Here is a 15,654-nt window from a genome sequence, read left to right as displayed (position 1 = left end):
TGATCCTAAACATGCGCTTTCTCTCGAATTATAGTCTTTGACCTAATACAGGAACCATTTTATTTTTCCAATCATAAAACGTTCCATCTATGATCTTTTCTCTAGCTTGATTTACTAACCAAAGATAAAAATGTAAATTATGTAATGAAGCGATTTGTGCCCCTAAAATTTCTTGCGATCGGATTAAATGCCTCAAATAAGCTTTCGTATGGATCTGGTCCACCAACAAGTCTGATTCCGCCTCGATAGGACTGAAATCATCCTTCCATTTCTCATTCTTGATATTGATGATACCATTTTGGGTAAAGAGCATTCCATTTCTCGCATTCCTAGTCGGCATCACACAGTCGAACATATCGATACCCAATGCAATATTTTCCAAAAGGTTCACTGGCGTACCTACGCCCATCAGATACCTTGGTTTATCATGCGGCAAGATATTGGTCACGACTTCCGTCATTGCATACATCTCCTCAGCCGGCTCTCCTACAGAAAGGCCTCCAATTGCATTTCCCTCTCTATTGAAAGAAGCAATGGTCTCTGCCGATTTCTCACGTAGGTCTTTATAAACTGATCCTTGGACGATCGGGAACAAGGTCTGATCGTATCCATATAATGGATCGGTGCTATCAAAACGATCACAACAGCGTTTCAACCAACGGTGTGTCATTTCCATAGACCTTCTTGCATAGCGGTAATCGCAAGGATATGGAGTACACTCATCAAATGCCATAATAATATCGGCCCCAATGATACGCTGCGTATCCATCACGTTCTCCGGCGTAAACAAATGTTTAGAACCGTCGATATGCGACCTGAATGTTACACCCTCTTCCTTGATCTTTCTGACCTCAGTCAAGGAGTAAACTTGATAACCTCCCGAATCGGTTAAGATCGGACGGTCCCAATTGATAAATTTATGTAGACCACCAGCTTTATTCAACACATCCAATCCTGGTCTTAGGTACAGGTGATAGGTATTCCCTAAGATGATCTGTGCTTGAATATCATTTACCAATTCATGTTGGTGTACCGCTTTGACCGTTCCGGCAGTACCAACTGGCATAAAAATAGGTGTCTGTATTTTTCCGTGAGCAGTTTCAATCTCCCCGGCCCTTGCTTTTGAAAATTTATCTTGTGCTTGAAGCGTAAAATTCATAGTAATCCTTAATCGACCGCAAAAATACTATAAAATTCTTAGCGAATCGCATATCAGCCCTTTAATTCGCATTTCTTAACAATTAACAGAAATTTGGGCGATAACCTGTATCTTTGAACCTAATTTTATGGGTATAATATTCTATATCGACCTCGATCTATCGCTTATTCCTTATGGAGTCTTGGCGCTTTTGTTGATTATCCAGCTCAACTATATTTTGTTTGTATATGGAAAACTGGCTTTCTACAAGGTCAAACCCAAGCAAGAAAATGCAGCCGATAAGCAAGTCTCTATTATTATCTGCGCACATAACGAACAAGAAAATCTAAAGACTTATCTTCCCGCTATATTAGAGCAAGATTATCAAAACTTTGAAGTCATTGTAGTCAATGACTGCTCAGAAGATGACACCAAATGGGTTTTAAAGGAATTTGCAGAGCGATATGCCCATCTTAAAATCGTCGAGATCAAGGAACATATCCAATTAAAACACAGCAAGAAATTCGCCCTTACCATGGGGATCAAGGGAGCCCAATATCCTTATTTGCTGATGACGGATGCCGACTGCCAACCCAATAGCAACAATTGGTTGCGAGAAATGGTTGGGTCCTTCCAAGAAAACAAGGAGATTGTGCTAGGCTACTCACCATACTTCAAATTCCCAGGCTTTCTGAATCGACTGATCCGCTTTGAAACAAGCCATACCGCTATGAGCTATTTGTCCTATGCCTTAAAAGGAAATGCCTATATGGGCGTAGGGAGAAATCTAGCTTATACAAAGGAGCTGTTTTTTAAGAATAAAGGATTTACCGAGCATATGCATATCAAATCTGGTGACGATGACCTTTTTGTGAATGCAAATGCAGACAAACACAATGTAGAGATCAATATCCATCCCGATGCCTTCGTTTATTCAGACCCTAAAAGGACCTGGAAAACCTATTACAAACAAAAAGCAAGGCATTCGGGAGCATCTACTCTCTATAGAGGCAAACATAAACGCATGCTAGGAACGCAACTGATCAGCGCTCTGTTGTTTTATATCATGATTATCGTTTGTGTCGCAAATGAACCATCCTATTGGTATATTGCCTTGGCGGCCTATCTGATCCGATTGATCTGCCAACTCTTGATCTTTAACCCAATCTACAAAAAACTTGCGGTCAGCGACCTCTTAATCTGGTTGCCGATCTTAGATCTATATTATTATTTTTACATCTGTTTCAATGGATTGTTCAATCGCTCCAAAAAGCAGGTCTCTTGGAAATAAAAACCCTTAATTTATTACATCGTGAACCCTACTGTCGACATTATCTATAATTACTTCCCGAAATTAACGGAAACCCAGAAAGAGCAATTTGCCAAACTGGAAGAACTCTATCCCCTATGGAATGACCAGATCAACGTGATCTCCAGAAAAGATATCGAAAGCTTGTACCTGAAACATGTGCTACATTCCCTGGCTATAGGAAAGTTTGTAGGTGAATTTGCACCTAACACCAGAGTTCTTGACGTTGGTACAGGCGGTGGTTTCCCAGGAATTCCATTAGCGATCCTATTTCCAGAGGTTAAATTCCACCTAGTGGACTCCATCGGCAAAAAAATAAAGGTCGTTCGTGAAGTAGCGGAAGGCTTAGGCCTCAAGAATGTCGAAGCCGACCATATCCGTGCTGAGCAATTGGACTATAAATACGATTTCGTAGTTTCCAGAGCAGTAACACGTTTAGGTGACTTTATCCCTTGGGTGAGAAACAAAATCGAAAGACAAGATAAAAACGGTATTCCCAATGGCATCCTTTACCTGAAAGGTGGAGATTTGAAAGAAGAGATCAAAGAAGCCAGAGTAAAAGCTGAATTGCATCCCATATCATCTTATTTCAAAGAAGATTTCTTTGATACCAAGTATGTAATGTATATCCCTATGTAATTTATTGGTTTACTTTTACTTAGAATTTGTAAAAAACAAATTGAAAATTAGCATTAGTGGATTAGACATTTAATCGATAAAAAAAGCAACCCGTATGAGGTTGCTTTTTTTATAACGTTACTTATCTTTTTTAATCAAACAGATCGGAATGCGTACCAGTTTGGACAAGTTCTAATAGCAGGATTTTAGCTCGTTCAAACCATTCTTTTAAAAAGCTCAGAAACACTTGAAAAACTTACCCATTTTCCATCCTCCAATTCCTTCATGGCTTCTAGGGTCTCATGGCTAGGCTTACTGCTTTGAGAAACAATTTTTCCATTTAGTTTCTTAAGAAGTTGCTTGAATAGCTTAGTTTCCTTTTCGGGCAGTTCAATTGTAAAGATTTTCTTATCCATATGACCTATTGAATACTTGATATTATGTCTATTGCTCACATTGAAGCTAAGATATTGCCCTTCAACAACCCCTACTTCTCCTCCACGTTCTTATTGATCTCAGCCCCGATTAAATTAATTTCCTCATCCATCCCAAACAAGGGCAAACCAGTCTCTGGATTCAGTTTCAACCAAGTTGTTTCGGTATCTTTTATGATCTGCACATATTCTTTCCCATCCTTAAAAACTGTATAGGTATCCTTCTCATCCGGAAAAACGGAATAGGTTACGTCTCCAACTTCGATATCAAAAGGCTCTTGCATTTCCATGGTATTTCTTTTTCAACAAAGGTAATCAATTATACTTTATAGATATTGCATAAGGTGTATCAAATCCCTATCTTTAATTCTAAGCTAACCAAAATGAATGCAATAGAAAAAATTGCCTTGACCAAGATCAAAGGTATAGGCCCGAAAACAAGCCGTTTGTTACTCGCCTACTGTGGAAGCTTGGAAGAAATATTCAAATGCCCCCAAAAAGAACTTAGCTTGATTCCCGGCTTACAAAAAGCCACTATCGAACAGCTGATCTCCAAATCCTACCTGAAAGAAGCTGAAGAAGAATTCCGATTTATTGAAGACAACGACATTGCACTCCTGTGGTTTGAAGACGATAATTATCCTGCCCGGCTCAGACATTGCGAAGATGCCCCATTGATCCTGTTCCAAAAAGGAATATGCAACTTGAATGTTCCTAGAACCATCAGTATCGTCGGCACCAGAAATGCGACCACTTACGGCAGAAGGTTAACCGAGGATTTGGTCCATGACCTCAAAGAATTAGGCGTATTGGTGGTAAGTGGTTTGGCTTATGGCATCGATATTATGGCACATCGGTCGGCCATGCAAGAAGGTCTAGAGACCGCAGCAGTTCTGGCACATGGTCTTGATCGAATCTATCCTTTTGAACATCGGGAAATAGCCGAAGAGATCAGCCAGCATGGTTGTCTCTTAAGCGAATACCCTTCGGGCACCACCGCTGAAAAGACGCACTTCCCGATGCGGAACCGTATAGTGGCGGGTTTGTCTGATGTCACGGTCGTTGTTGAGGCGGCAAATAAGGGCGGTGCATTGATCACCGCGGATATCGCCAATAGTTACAACCGCGATGTATGTGCCTTTCCTGGCTCGATAGACCTCTATTATTCGGCAGGTTGTAATGAACTCATCCGTTCCCACAAGGCACACCTCATCCGAAACGCCAAGGACCTTTTGCATCTGATGCAATGGGATGAACCCGAGAGCAAGAGCAAAAAAAATGTGCAGCTCCCATTAATTTTTGAATTAACTAAACAAGAACAACGAGTTTTTGACTATCTTAAAGACTGCAAAGAATCTCATATAGATGATATTGCCGCATACTGCGAATTTCCGCAGAGCAAACTAGCTATGATTCTCCTGGAAATGGAAATGAATGGTATCATTCAGACCTTACCCGGAAAACGATATAAACTACCTTAAACCTAAACTTCTTTTATGCAAGAACAAGCAAGTAAAAAAGGAATTTGGAAAGTGATCGGTGCCTCCTCATTAGGAACGCTGATCGAATGGTATGACTTCTTTATTTTCGGAAGTCTTTCCATTGTTATTTCCACCAAATTCTTTCCTTCAGACAATCCGACTGCAGCCTTTCTATCTACCTTGGCCACCTTTGCCGCAGGCTTTGTGGTCCGTCCATTCGGAGCACTTTTCTTTGGAAGACTGGGCGACCTCATCGGTAGAAAGTACACCTTCATGGTCACCCTGATGCTGATGGGTGGAGCGACCTTCCTGATCGGTTGTATCCCCAGCTATGAGAGCATTGGTTTCCTTGCTCCCTTGATCGTCTTAATCTTGAGGTTGCTCCAAGGTCTTGCCTTAGGGGGTGAATACGGCGGAGCGGCAACCTATGTAGCCGAACATGCTCCAAATGGAGAACGGGGTTATTGGACCTCTTGGATACAAACGACGGCCACTTTCGGGCTATTCATTTCGCTTGTGGTCATCTTACTGACTAAACTTTTTCTTACCGAAGCCCAATTCGACCATTGGGGCTGGCGTGTCCCTTTCTTGCTTTCTATTTTAATGGTCTATGTATCTTACCTGATTCGAAAGAACATGGATGAATCCCCAGAATTCAAGAAAGCAAAAGCAGAAGGGAAGACCTCCACAAATCCGCTGAAAGAAAGCTTTGGAAATAAATACAATCTAAAGTTCGTCCTATTGGCTTTATTTGGGGCCGCGATGGGTCAGGGTGTTGTTTGGTACACTGGCCAGTTCTACTCCATGAGCTTTATGAAAACGGTCATGTTCCTCGATTCCGACCAAGCCGATATCATTCTAGGCATAGCTTTACTTTTTGGAACGCCTTTTTTTGTGGTCTTTGGTCGGCTCTCCGACAAGGTAGGCCGTAAATGGGTCATGCTCACGGGCATGTTGCTGGCGGTGCTGACCTACAGGCCGATTTACCAAGCCATGTACCAGATTAGCAACAGCGAAAACAAACAGGAATTGGTCGACAAACGAACAGAAACCATCATTCCGGTGAGCGCCGATAACGAGCATGAGATCAAATCCATCACACGCTATTACAACGATGGGTCGCATAGTGTAGAAAACACCGATACGGTAAATGCCACAAGCAAGACTGCTGTCTTTTTATCGGGCTCAAATTATGTTAAACTGATTGCTTTAATCTTTATACAAATCATTTATATCACTTTGGTTTACGGCCCTATTGCTGCTTTCTTGGTGGAAATCTTCCCAGTAAAAATCAGGTACACCTCCATGTCCCTTCCCTATCACATCGGGAATGGGATCTTCGGCGGATTATTACCGGCAGTTTCCACATACTTGGCCACGAATGCCAAAACAGCTGCAGATCCGACCTTTTATTTGGAGGGATTATGGTACCCTATCATTATTTCGGCGGTCTGTTTTGTGATAGGCGCGCTATACATCAACAAAAACATGGTTGCAAAAGATTTGAATTGACATGGAGAGCATTAAAAAAATATTAGGGATCCTTTGGATTGCATTAGCGCTACTTGCGGCATATTTCTGCATCGCCAAATTTGGCTTGCCAAAAATTATTTCCGGAAAGCAAGAAGACGTCGTTTTTGGAATTATTATTCTGTTTATCCTCACGCCGATCATCTCAATTGGGCTTGGGGTCTTTGGATATTTCGCCCTGAAGGGCGAATATCAGAAGGACAGAATGTAATTTTCAGGTTGAACCTCAGCCGAATACGTCCTAAATGCGATTTTCTTTTCGAAAAGATTAATTTTTTGTTAATTTTGCCGTGGGTAAGTCCTCTACGACCAGCTCCCATTGACTCCCCCAGGTTGGGAACAAAGCAAGGGTATTTGGTTGAGCGGTGCGATAGAGGGAGCTTACCCATTTTTTATTGGCCTAAACTCTCCTTAATTTCCATCATTTCGTTTTCTAAATACACATATTAGATATTTTTCGTTTATTTGTAAACCGAATTAACATGAGTCTATGAGTTGGTTTAAAAGAAATAAAGCAGGTATACATACTGCAACAGAAAACAAGAAAGAGGCACCTGATGGGATGTGGAACAAATGTCCTAACTGTAAAAAACCTCTTTTGAATGTGGAACAAGTTGAAAACAAGTATGTTTGCCATTACTGTGATTACCACATCCGCATTGGTTCAACTGCCTATTTCTCCGTATTATTCGATAACAACGAATTCACCGAATTATTTCCGAACCTGAAAGCTGGTGACCCCCTAAACTTTGTGGACACCAAACCTTACAAGGACAGATTATTGGATAGTCAAGCTAAAACTGGCTTGAACGATGCCTTGAGATCTGCCGTTGGTAAAGTGAACGGTCAAGATCTTGTTATCGCTTGTATGGATTTCTCCTTTATCGGAGGTTCAATGGGCTCTGTAGTTGGAGAGAAAATCTCTAGGTCCATCGATTATTGTATCGAACATAAATTACCGTTTATGTTGATCTCTAAATCTGGTGGTGCCCGTATGATGGAAGCAGCATTCTCTCTGATGCAAATGGCTAAGACATCCGCAAAATTAGCCTTATTGGCTCAAGCTAAATTACCTTACATCTGTTTATTGACTGACCCAACCACCGGTGGGGTAACAGCTTCTTACGCGATGTTAGGTGATATCAATATTGCTGAACCAGGAGCTTTGATCGGTTTCGCTGGACCACGTGTCATCAAAGAAACCATCAAGAAAGACCTTCCTAAAGGATTCCAGACCTCTGAATTCGTTTTGGAACATGGATTCCTAGACTTCATCGTCGACAGAAGACAATTAAAAGAAAAGGTATCTACTTTCCTTAAAATGGTAAAGTAGAGATACTCTAAACATATTGGAAAGCGAGCTCTTTGGGGCTCGCTTTTTTTTATCCCCATTCTCATCCTCAACACAGGCCTCGCTCATTCAGGTCTTGTTCGAGATTCATTCGAGACATATTCGAGAAGTCAGTCAGAAAAAGCGCAACCCGTTTGGAATTTTCCGAATATGCCTCGAATAAGGTCGGAGCCAAATCCAAAAACACCAACATTTTTTCGCTAATTACTTGTTTAGCTAGGCTAGATTGAAAAATAGTTTTAGATTTTTTTTGTTAAATTTAGGTATCCATAAACCTAAAAAAATCACATGAACTTAAAAAGACTCTTTTTGCTTTCCCTATTGGCAGTATTTGCCTTCCAGCAAAATGTAATAGCGCAACTCCGAATCCCTAATTTCTTTTCTGACCACATGGTATTGCAGCGTGGCACCGATATCAATTTTTGGGGATTGGCACCTGCCAGCTCTGAAATCAAGATTGTTGGTACCTGGTTTCAAGATACCATAAAAGCAAAGACTAACGGTGATGGACAATGGAAAACAACCTTACCGGAAGGAAAGGACGGTGGTCCTTATGAAATAAAGATCATGGCCAACCAAGAGAGCATCACCTTGAAAGATATTCTATTAGGCGATGTATTCTTGTGTTCAGGACAGTCTAATATGGAATGGGGGGCAGCACAGAACCTAAAAGAGATCATTGATGAAATGCCAAATGCCAATAACCCAAACATCAGGCTATTGCATATCAGCAGGAATGGCGCTTTGACTCCTCAAGACCAGATTTCCAATCAATGGGCGACCCTTAGCGCGGAATCCTTAAAGCCTTTTTCAGCCATTGGCTATTTTATTGCAAAGGAGATCAATGCGCAGGAGAATGTCCCTATCGGCGTTATCAATTCGAGTTGGGGTGGAACAGCCGCTGAGGTCTGGACCCCAAGTTACTTAATTGAGAACGACCCCTTCCTCTTGCAGCGTGCCAAAGCCCAAGGTGCAAATGATTGGCGCCCGCATAACAGCGGTGTCCTTTGGAATGCCATGATCCATCCATTTGCAGGCTATAATATCAGTGCTGCTTTCTGGTATCAAGGTGAGAGCAATGTGGGAACATGGGATGGATATGATAAACTGATGAAAACCATGATCAGTTCATGGAGATCAGCATGGAATGATGATTTCCCATTTTACTTCGTGCAGATTGCCCCTTTCCAATACAACAACAAAGAACCCTTGGCAGCTTACCTACGTGAACAACAAGTCAAGACCGCAACTGAACTACCCAACACCGGCATGGTCGTGATTACTGACCTTGTCGACAATATCAAGGACATCCATCCTATCCAGAAAAAAGCTGTAGCTAAGCGATTGGCGGATCTGGCACTTGCAGAAGTTTACCATAAACCCTTGAAAGATTATAAATCACCGATCTATAAATCACAGGAAATCAAAGGCAATAGCATTGAGATCAGCTTTAGCAACCTAGAAGGAAAATTGACCTCCAAAGGTGAGATTACAGACCTATTCATTGCCGGAGCCGATCAGCAATTCAAACCGGCTAAAGGAAAGATTAAAGGGGATAAACTGATCGTTGAATCCGCAGAGGTCAGAAACCCAGTAGCGGTACGTTTTGGATTTACAGAAATCGCTATGCCGAATCTGTTTAATTCCAATGGATTGCCAGTGTCTCCGTTTCGAACTGATCAGTGGTAGTCCTATAGGAACAAGGAATCAAAAACGTTATTAGGATATTTTGGGGCATAAGGTTAATGCCCCGACTTCCCTATCTCCGGTTATCTTGTTACATATTTCCAAAAGCTAAATAGCTTCCGAGATTTGAGGTATTTCAAGTTATGCTCATTTTCATAAGCTTCCCGTTCAAAAGAAATATTCAGGTATGCCCTAGTAAAATTGCGGTATTGGATCAGTCGAAGACTGAATTCCAATAGATAGAGCACATAAAAAGGGATAATAAGCAACTCAATGGCTTGCAATATATGGATGCGTTCATGGTTGATCAGGATCCTATTATCGCGATCGGAGGAGTATTTGAGGAAGATAAATGGAAATATGGTAATCGCCTGTGCTTTTCCCATGGAAAAGAACTTGGTCCAAAACTTACTTACAATTACTTTACCTTTCATCTAAAGTTTAAAATTACGAAATCGGCTTTAACTTTATATCAATCATGGTTTTTTTGATTTTCAAACTTAGATTGTATATTTGTTAATACACTAAAATTAAATGTTCATGCCGTACAAAGAACGAGAAATAAACAAGCTGTATTATACCATGGGTGAAGTCACTGAAATGTTCGGTGTAAATGCATCTCAAATCCGTTTTTATGAGCGTGAATTCGACATTCTTCAGCCTAAGAAAAACAAAAAAGGAAATCGTCTATTCACTCAGAATGATATTGCGAACCTCAAGATTATCTTCAATTTAGTCAAAGATAAGGGGTATACCTTACAAGGGGCACGCGAATTCTTAAGAAGCAACAAGAACGAAGCCAGGGAAAACCAAAGGATCATTGAGTCTTTGGAGGGATTAAAGAGCTTTTTAATTGAAGTTAGGGATAGTCTATAAGGCTCGACTCCCTAATTCAATCACTTCTAGATTTTCAATTTTATCTCCATTAATTTCAAAACGCATTGCGGTCCTCATCTGATGCCAACCTTGTTTGCCGGCTGCTCCTGGATTGAGGTGGAGCAACTGCAGCTTCGGATCAAACTGCACTTTTAGGATATGGGAATGTCCTGTAATAAATAGCTTTGGGGGATTGTTCAAGATTTCTGGCTTGACCAAAGGGCTATATTTCCCCGGATAACCACCAATATGGGTCATCCAAACATCGACCTGTTCGCAATGGAACCTGAGGTGCTCCGGAAATTTCAAGCGGATATCTTTATCATCGATATTTCCATATACGCCCCTTAGGGGTTTACATGCTTCCAGTTTCTCGATGACCTCCATAGAGCCAAAATCGCCAATATGCCATATCTCATCACAATTTTCAAAATGCTTTAGAATAGCATCATCCAAGTATCCGTGGGTATCCGAAAGAAGTCCGATTTTCATGTTAAAAAGCTAAAAAATAAGGTTGCAAGATCTGTTTATAGGCCTCCGAATATTGGGATCTTTCTTGGTAGATCACAAAGGTCTGTTGTTCATGATTGGTTGCCTCTCTTTGGAAACTCAGGATACAGCGAAAAGGCTCTGAATCCACAAAGGATTGCATATTGATCTGATTCTTCAGAAAAAGCTGATTTTCTTTTGCTTCAGCGACCATAAAATCCAATAACTCTATGGGAACCACAATCTGTAGCTTCCCCATACTGCTAAGTCTGCTTGCTGCAAAATGGAACATCCCCTTAAAGAATTCTACATCCGTATGCTTGGCGACTTTTTTTCTTTGGTCAGGATTATGGAGCGAATTAATGTAGAAAGGTGGATTGGAAACAATCAGATCAAACTCAAGATCCGTTTTCCAATGGAAAATATCCGAATGTACAATGCTAAGTCGATCTTGGAAGGGCGAAGCTTGAAAGTTCTCCGCTGCTCTTTGGGAAGCTAATTTATCGATTTCCACCGCCCAAATTTGGGCTTGCGGATATTTTTGAGCCAGCATCAGTGCAATTACCCCCGTTCCTGTCCCTATATCAAGAATGGCATCCGCTTGTTCTTGCTCTGCGAAGGCCCCTAATAGTACCCCATCGGTATTGATCCGCATGGCACAGTGTTCTTGATTAACTGAAAATTGCTTGAATTGGAAGATATTTCCCATAACACAAAGGTAATTCTAAATGCTTGTTTTTGAGCTAATAAATAGCATTTGAAAAAATATTTACGTGCACGGATTAATCTAAATGGTTTCCAAGTAGTCTATTTCCCTAAAGACAGACAAGCATATGAAAGCAAAATTACTTAAAATCGTAGCCTTGATCATGGTCATTGGACTATTTTCATCCTGTTCTAAGGAATATATTGGGGGATCATATTTTTATCCAGAGGACTTTGCTGTAGATGTGTTTGATGTCTATAAAGTAAGTCCAGATGCTTACCGCGTCGAGTATGCGGTTACAAATCTTTCCAATATCGATTATTACCACGGTCAGGATGGTGATTTCTATTTAGAATTTTCATTGGTTGGACATAATGGGGCACCTTTTTACAATGAGGCTCCCATAGGGACTTTATATGCCGGTGAATCGTTCCGAGGGACGATGATTATTCGGGTCGACCCTAGATTAGGTTATGATCCAAATGACATCTCCTATGATATATATGATGCTGGCAGGTATTAATCCTACCAGCATTTTTTTAGTTCTTCAATAAGCGTTGGATTTCATCTAGCTTCATCAATGCTTCCACCGGAGTAAGTGTATTCACATCCAAATTATTCAGCATATCACGGATCTTTTCCAGTACGGGATCATCAATGGCAAACATCTGCAATTGATAAGCCTGTTTTTGGATCTTTCGCATACTATCCTTGATCTTCTCCCCGCCGGTACGTTCCTGTTCCAGACGTTTCAGGATCTCGCCAGCGCGACCGATAAGCTTGGGCGGCATACCAGCCAACTTAGCCACATGTATACCGAAACTGTGCTCAGAACCACCGGGCACCAACTTCCTTAAGAAAATCACTTTATTGTTGACTTCTTTTACACTCACGTTAAAATTCTTGATCCGCGACATGGACGTGCTCAATTCGTTCAATTCATGGTAATGCGTTGCAAATAGGGTCTTTGCTCGACAGGAAGGGTGGTTGTGCAGGTATTCCGCAATCGCCCATGCGATGGAGATACCATCATAAGTACTGGTACCACGTCCAATTTCATCTAAGAGAATCAAACTACGATCAGACAAGTTGTTCATAATACTCGCTGTCTCATTCATTTCTACCATAAAGGTAGATTCTCCAGAGCTGAGGTTATCCGAAGCCCCAACACGTGTAAATATCTTATCTACGATCCCAATGGACGCTTCCTTGGCAGGCACAAAGGAACCAATTTGAGCCATCAGGACGATGAGCCCTGTCTGTCTCAGCAAAGCAGATTTACCGGCCATGTTTGGTCCTGTAATGATAATGATCTGCTGCCCCTCTTGATCCAAAAAGGTATCATTGGTAATATAGTCTTGACCTATCGGGAGATTCTTTTCAATAACAGGGTGTCTACCCCCTTTGATATCGATGTTCTTTCCAGCATTGACCTCAGGTCTTACATAGAAATTCTTCTCTGCAATAACGGCAAAATTCAACAGCACATCCAGCTTGGCAAGCAATTGGGCATTTAATTGTATCGGTTTTATATATTCCGAAATCGCGAGCATTAACTCAGCATAAATGCGGTTTTCAATGGCTTGGATTTTCTCTTCAGCACCTAAAATCTGTTCCTCATACTCCTTCAGCTCTTCGGTAATATAGCGTTCCGCATTCACCAAGGTCTGTTTACGGATCCAACCCGAAGGCACTTTATCTTTATGGGTATTGGTAACTTCTAGGTAATAGCCAAATACATTGTTGAAAGCTATCTTTAGCGATGGAATCCCGGTCGCTTCAGACTCCCTTCTTTGGATCTCTATCAGGTAATCTTTACCGCCAAAGGCAACCTTTCTCAGTTTATCCAGATCAGGGTCGACCTGATCGGCGATAACATTTCCCTTGTTCAAGGCTACTGGAGGTTCAGCTTGAATGGTCTGTTCAATTTTATCCCGGATAATCAGACAGGGATTGAGCTGTTCTGCAATGACCTTTAATGACTCAGATTCCTGTTCTTGGCAAAGCTCTTTTAGTTTTTCAACGGCATAAAGCGCTCGTTTTAATTGGATGATTTCACGCGGATTTGCTTTTTGAAGGCCAATCTTAGAAATTAGTCTTTCCAAATCGCCCACTTGCTTGACCTCTTGGATTAATTGATCCCTTAGGCTTCTGTTCTTATAAAAATCCTGAACGACCTGCAATCTTTCATTAATGGATTTCTCATCCTTCAAAGGCATGACGATCCATCTTTTCAGCAATCGTGCTCCCATAGGAGAAGAAGTTTCATCGAGAACATCCGAAAGGGTAATGGCGTTTTCATTGGTTGAACTGATCAGTTCCAAGTTGCGGATGGTAAAACGGTCCAACCACATATAACGGTCTTCTTCGATCCTGGAGATATTGGAAATATGCTGCAGATTGCGATGTTCGGTTTCATTGAGGTAATGCAAGGCAACCCCAGCTGCAATAATTCCGGTAGGCATACGATCAATACCAAACCCTTTCATGGAATTGACCTCAAAATGCTTGAGGAGATTTTCGGTGGCATAGTCACCGGTATATGGCCATTCATCCAAGGTATAGGTATAGTAATTGGAACCAAATTGTTCCACGAACTCCTTATACTGTTTTTTTGGAAGAATGATTTCAGTAGGCTTAAAGCCCTGTAAAAGCTTGTCGATATAACCAACAGAACCTTGGGCAACGAGGAATTCCCCGGTGGAGATATCCAAAAAAGAAACGCCCACAACCTGCTTATCCATGAAGATAGAGGCGAGGTAGTTATTGGATTTCTGTTGAACGATATTTTCATTGTATGAAACTCCAGGTGTAACAAGTTCCGTTACCCCTCTTTTCACGATGGTCTTGGTTTGTTTAGGATCTTCCAGCTGATCACATATAGCAACCCTTTGTCCTGCGCGCACCAATTTCGGTAGGTAGGTCTCTAGGGAATGGTGCGGAAAACCAGCCAAAGCGGTTTCAGATTCCGAGCCATTTCCTCTTTTTGTCAATACGATTCCTAAAATCTTGGCTGCTTTAACAGCATCTTCTCCAAACGTCTCGTAAAAATCCCCAACTCTAAACAGCAATAAGGCACCTGGGTATTTGGCCTTAATGGTATTATATTGCTGCATTAAAGGGGTTTGTTTCTTTGCTTTTGCCAAGGTTATTCTTTTTTTGTATAAGATGTAAAAATAGCAGAATTGTGGCGATTTGCAAAACAATGCCTACAAGCAAAAAGCATTTGGGAAATGACATAAAAATTAAAAAATACATCTTATGTTTGCATTAAATTTCAAAGTAATGGCAATCAAACGTTCTACCACAAAGAACAGGAAAAAGCAAACCAAATCATCCTTCGGGAGCACACTGAAAACCAAGGTCCTTCCTTGGGTAATTAGGGGAGTGATTGCATTTTTCGTTTTGACCATACTTTGGGTCATTGCCCTACGTTTTACTAATCCACCGATCACTTATTTGATGTTACAGCGAGGTTTTGAGCGCAAGGCGGATGGTAAGGAATGGAAACTGGAACGCAAATGGTTGGATTATGAAGATATCTCGAACAACCTGAAGCGCGCAGCCTTAGCGGGTGAAGATGCTCATTTTATGACCCACAATGGCTTTGATACGGAAGCGATCAAGGAGGCTTTTGAAAAAAACAAAGAGGGAAAAAGATTAAGGGGCGGCAGTACCATCAGTCAGCAGACTGCTAAAAACGTATTCTTATGGCCAGGTCGTTCCTGGTTCCGTAAAGGCTTAGAGACCTACTTCACGGTTTTGATTGAAGTTTTTTGGAGCAAGAAAAGGATCTTGGAAGTGTATCTCAATGTGATTGAAACGGGACAAGGCGTTTATGGGGCAGAGGCCGCAGCACAATATTACTTCCATAAATCGGCTAAGAGCTTGACCAAGAAAGAAGCAGCATTGATCATTGCCATATTGCCGAGCCCACAAAAGTGGGATGCTAGAAGACCTTCTAACTATATCAATAGAAGAGCTAATAGCATCGTGAGGTATTTGAATTATTATACCATTCCCGAGTAATGGTATA

The 15,654-nt window shown here is 41.3% G+C and carries 17 protein-coding genes and 1 other RNA gene; 11 read left to right on the top strand and 7 right to left on the bottom strand.

The window, feature by feature from the left end; translation table 11 throughout:
• Positions 1-28: 28 nt before the first annotated feature.
• A complete protein-coding gene (gene tgt, locus ACK2WI_RS14520; protein WP_093100534.1) occupies positions 29-1,159 on the bottom strand; it encodes a tRNA guanosine(34) transglycosylase Tgt in 1,131 nt (376 codons plus the stop codon).
• Positions 1,160-1,286: 127 nt separating this feature from the next.
• On the opposite strand from tgt, the gene ACK2WI_RS14515 reads away from it, so the two are divergent.
• Together ACK2WI_RS14515 and rsmG are read left to right on the top strand one after the other, a co-directional pair.
• Entirely contained in the window at positions 1,287-2,429 is a 1,143-nt protein-coding gene (locus tag ACK2WI_RS14515; protein WP_409151447.1) for a glycosyltransferase, read from the top strand.
• 21 nt (positions 2,430-2,450) lie between these two features.
• On the top strand, positions 2,451-3,086 hold the full coding sequence (rsmG, locus tag ACK2WI_RS14510) for a 16S rRNA (guanine(527)-N(7))-methyltransferase RsmG (RefSeq protein ID WP_093100535.1): 636 nt from the start codon (positions 2,451-2,453) through the stop codon (positions 3,084-3,086).
• A 194-nt stretch (positions 3,087-3,280) separates the two neighbouring features.
• Here the strand turns inward: rsmG and ACK2WI_RS14505 are convergent, their stop codons facing one another.
• Together ACK2WI_RS14505 and ACK2WI_RS14500 are read right to left on the bottom strand one after the other, a co-directional pair.
• A complete protein-coding gene (locus ACK2WI_RS14505) occupies positions 3,281-3,481 on the bottom strand; it encodes a hypothetical protein (protein ID WP_409151446.1) in 201 nt (66 codons plus the stop codon).
• Positions 3,482-3,552: 71 nt separating this feature from the next.
• Positions 3,553-3,789: a hypothetical protein gene (locus tag ACK2WI_RS14500; protein ID WP_409151445.1), complete on the bottom strand. Its 237-nt coding sequence runs from the start codon at positions 3,787-3,789 to the stop codon at positions 3,553-3,555.
• Positions 3,790-3,882: 93 nt separating this feature from the next.
• On the opposite strand from ACK2WI_RS14500, the gene dprA reads away from it, so the two are divergent.
• The 6 genes from dprA to ACK2WI_RS14470 all read left to right on the top strand — a co-directional run bounded on the left by dprA (position 3,883) and on the right by ACK2WI_RS14470 (position 9,550).
• Positions 3,883-4,980, top strand: a complete 1,098-nt coding sequence (gene dprA, locus ACK2WI_RS14495; RefSeq protein ID WP_409151444.1) for a DNA-processing protein DprA — start codon at positions 3,883-3,885, stop codon at positions 4,978-4,980.
• Positions 4,981-4,995: 15 nt separating this feature from the next.
• A complete protein-coding gene (locus ACK2WI_RS14490; RefSeq protein WP_409151443.1) occupies positions 4,996-6,492 on the top strand; it encodes an MFS transporter in 1,497 nt (498 codons plus the stop codon).
• 1 nt (position 6,493) lies between these two features.
• Positions 6,494-6,721 carry a DUF6814 family protein gene (locus ACK2WI_RS14485; protein ID WP_093100543.1) on the top strand — a complete coding sequence of 76 codons (228 nt, stop codon included), beginning with the start codon at positions 6,494-6,496 and terminating at the stop codon, positions 6,719-6,721.
• 81 nt (positions 6,722-6,802) lie between these two features.
• An RNA gene (gene ffs / locus ACK2WI_RS14480) (signal recognition particle sRNA small type) lies at positions 6,803-6,900 on the top strand.
• A gap of 100 nt (positions 6,901-7,000) precedes the next feature.
• Complete coding sequence (gene accD, locus ACK2WI_RS14475; protein WP_093100544.1) at positions 7,001-7,843, top strand: acetyl-CoA carboxylase, carboxyltransferase subunit beta; 843 nt, start codon at positions 7,001-7,003, stop codon at positions 7,841-7,843.
• Between the two features lie 306 nt (positions 7,844-8,149).
• Positions 8,150-9,550 carry a sialate O-acetylesterase gene (locus ACK2WI_RS14470; RefSeq protein WP_409151442.1) on the top strand — a complete coding sequence of 467 codons (1,401 nt, stop codon included), beginning with the start codon at positions 8,150-8,152 and terminating at the stop codon, positions 9,548-9,550.
• Positions 9,551-9,630: 80 nt separating this feature from the next.
• On the opposite strand, the gene ACK2WI_RS14465 is transcribed toward ACK2WI_RS14470, so the two are convergent.
• Positions 9,631-9,981, bottom strand: coding sequence for a hypothetical protein (locus ACK2WI_RS14465; RefSeq protein WP_312696575.1), 351 nt, complete (start codon positions 9,979-9,981; stop codon positions 9,631-9,633).
• A gap of 106 nt (positions 9,982-10,087) precedes the next feature.
• On the opposite strand from ACK2WI_RS14465, the gene ACK2WI_RS14460 reads away from it, so the two are divergent.
• A complete protein-coding gene (locus ACK2WI_RS14460; RefSeq protein ID WP_093100690.1) occupies positions 10,088-10,423 on the top strand; it encodes a MerR family transcriptional regulator in 336 nt (111 codons plus the stop codon).
• On the opposite strand, the gene ACK2WI_RS14455 is transcribed toward ACK2WI_RS14460, so the two are convergent.
• On the bottom strand, positions 10,418-10,915 hold the full coding sequence (locus tag ACK2WI_RS14455; protein WP_093100546.1) for a metallophosphoesterase: 498 nt from the start codon (positions 10,913-10,915) through the stop codon (positions 10,418-10,420). The two genes, ACK2WI_RS14460 and ACK2WI_RS14455, sit on opposite strands and share 6 nt — an antisense overlap.
• A 1-nt stretch (position 10,916) precedes the next feature.
• A complete protein-coding gene (locus ACK2WI_RS14450) occupies positions 10,917-11,621 on the bottom strand; it encodes a tRNA1(Val) (adenine(37)-N6)-methyltransferase (RefSeq protein WP_409151441.1) in 705 nt (234 codons plus the stop codon).
• Positions 11,622-11,745: 124 nt separating this feature from the next.
• Here ACK2WI_RS14450 and ACK2WI_RS14445 point away from each other — a divergent pair, with 124 nt between their 5' ends.
• On the top strand, positions 11,746-12,141 hold the full coding sequence (locus tag ACK2WI_RS14445; RefSeq protein WP_093100549.1) for a hypothetical protein: 396 nt from the start codon (positions 11,746-11,748) through the stop codon (positions 12,139-12,141).
• 16 nt (positions 12,142-12,157) lie between these two features.
• Here the strand turns inward: ACK2WI_RS14445 and mutS are convergent, their stop codons facing one another.
• Positions 12,158-14,764: a DNA mismatch repair protein MutS gene (gene mutS / locus ACK2WI_RS14440; RefSeq protein ID WP_093100551.1), complete on the bottom strand. Its 2,607-nt coding sequence runs from the start codon at positions 14,762-14,764 to the stop codon at positions 12,158-12,160.
• Between the two features lie 139 nt (positions 14,765-14,903).
• On the opposite strand from mutS, the gene mtgA reads away from it, so the two are divergent.
• Positions 14,904-15,647, top strand: a complete 744-nt coding sequence (mtgA, locus tag ACK2WI_RS14435; protein WP_093100691.1) for a monofunctional biosynthetic peptidoglycan transglycosylase — start codon at positions 14,904-14,906, stop codon at positions 15,645-15,647.
• Positions 15,648-15,654: the final 7 nt, after the last annotated feature.

This window comes from Sphingobacterium sp. BS-2, from assembly GCF_046161205.1.
Lineage (GTDB): Bacteria > Bacteroidota > Bacteroidia > Sphingobacteriales > Sphingobacteriaceae > Sphingobacterium > Sphingobacterium mizutaii.
The sequence above is the reverse complement of the archived record's forward strand: the minus strand, read 5'-3'. Positions and strand labels throughout refer to the sequence as shown.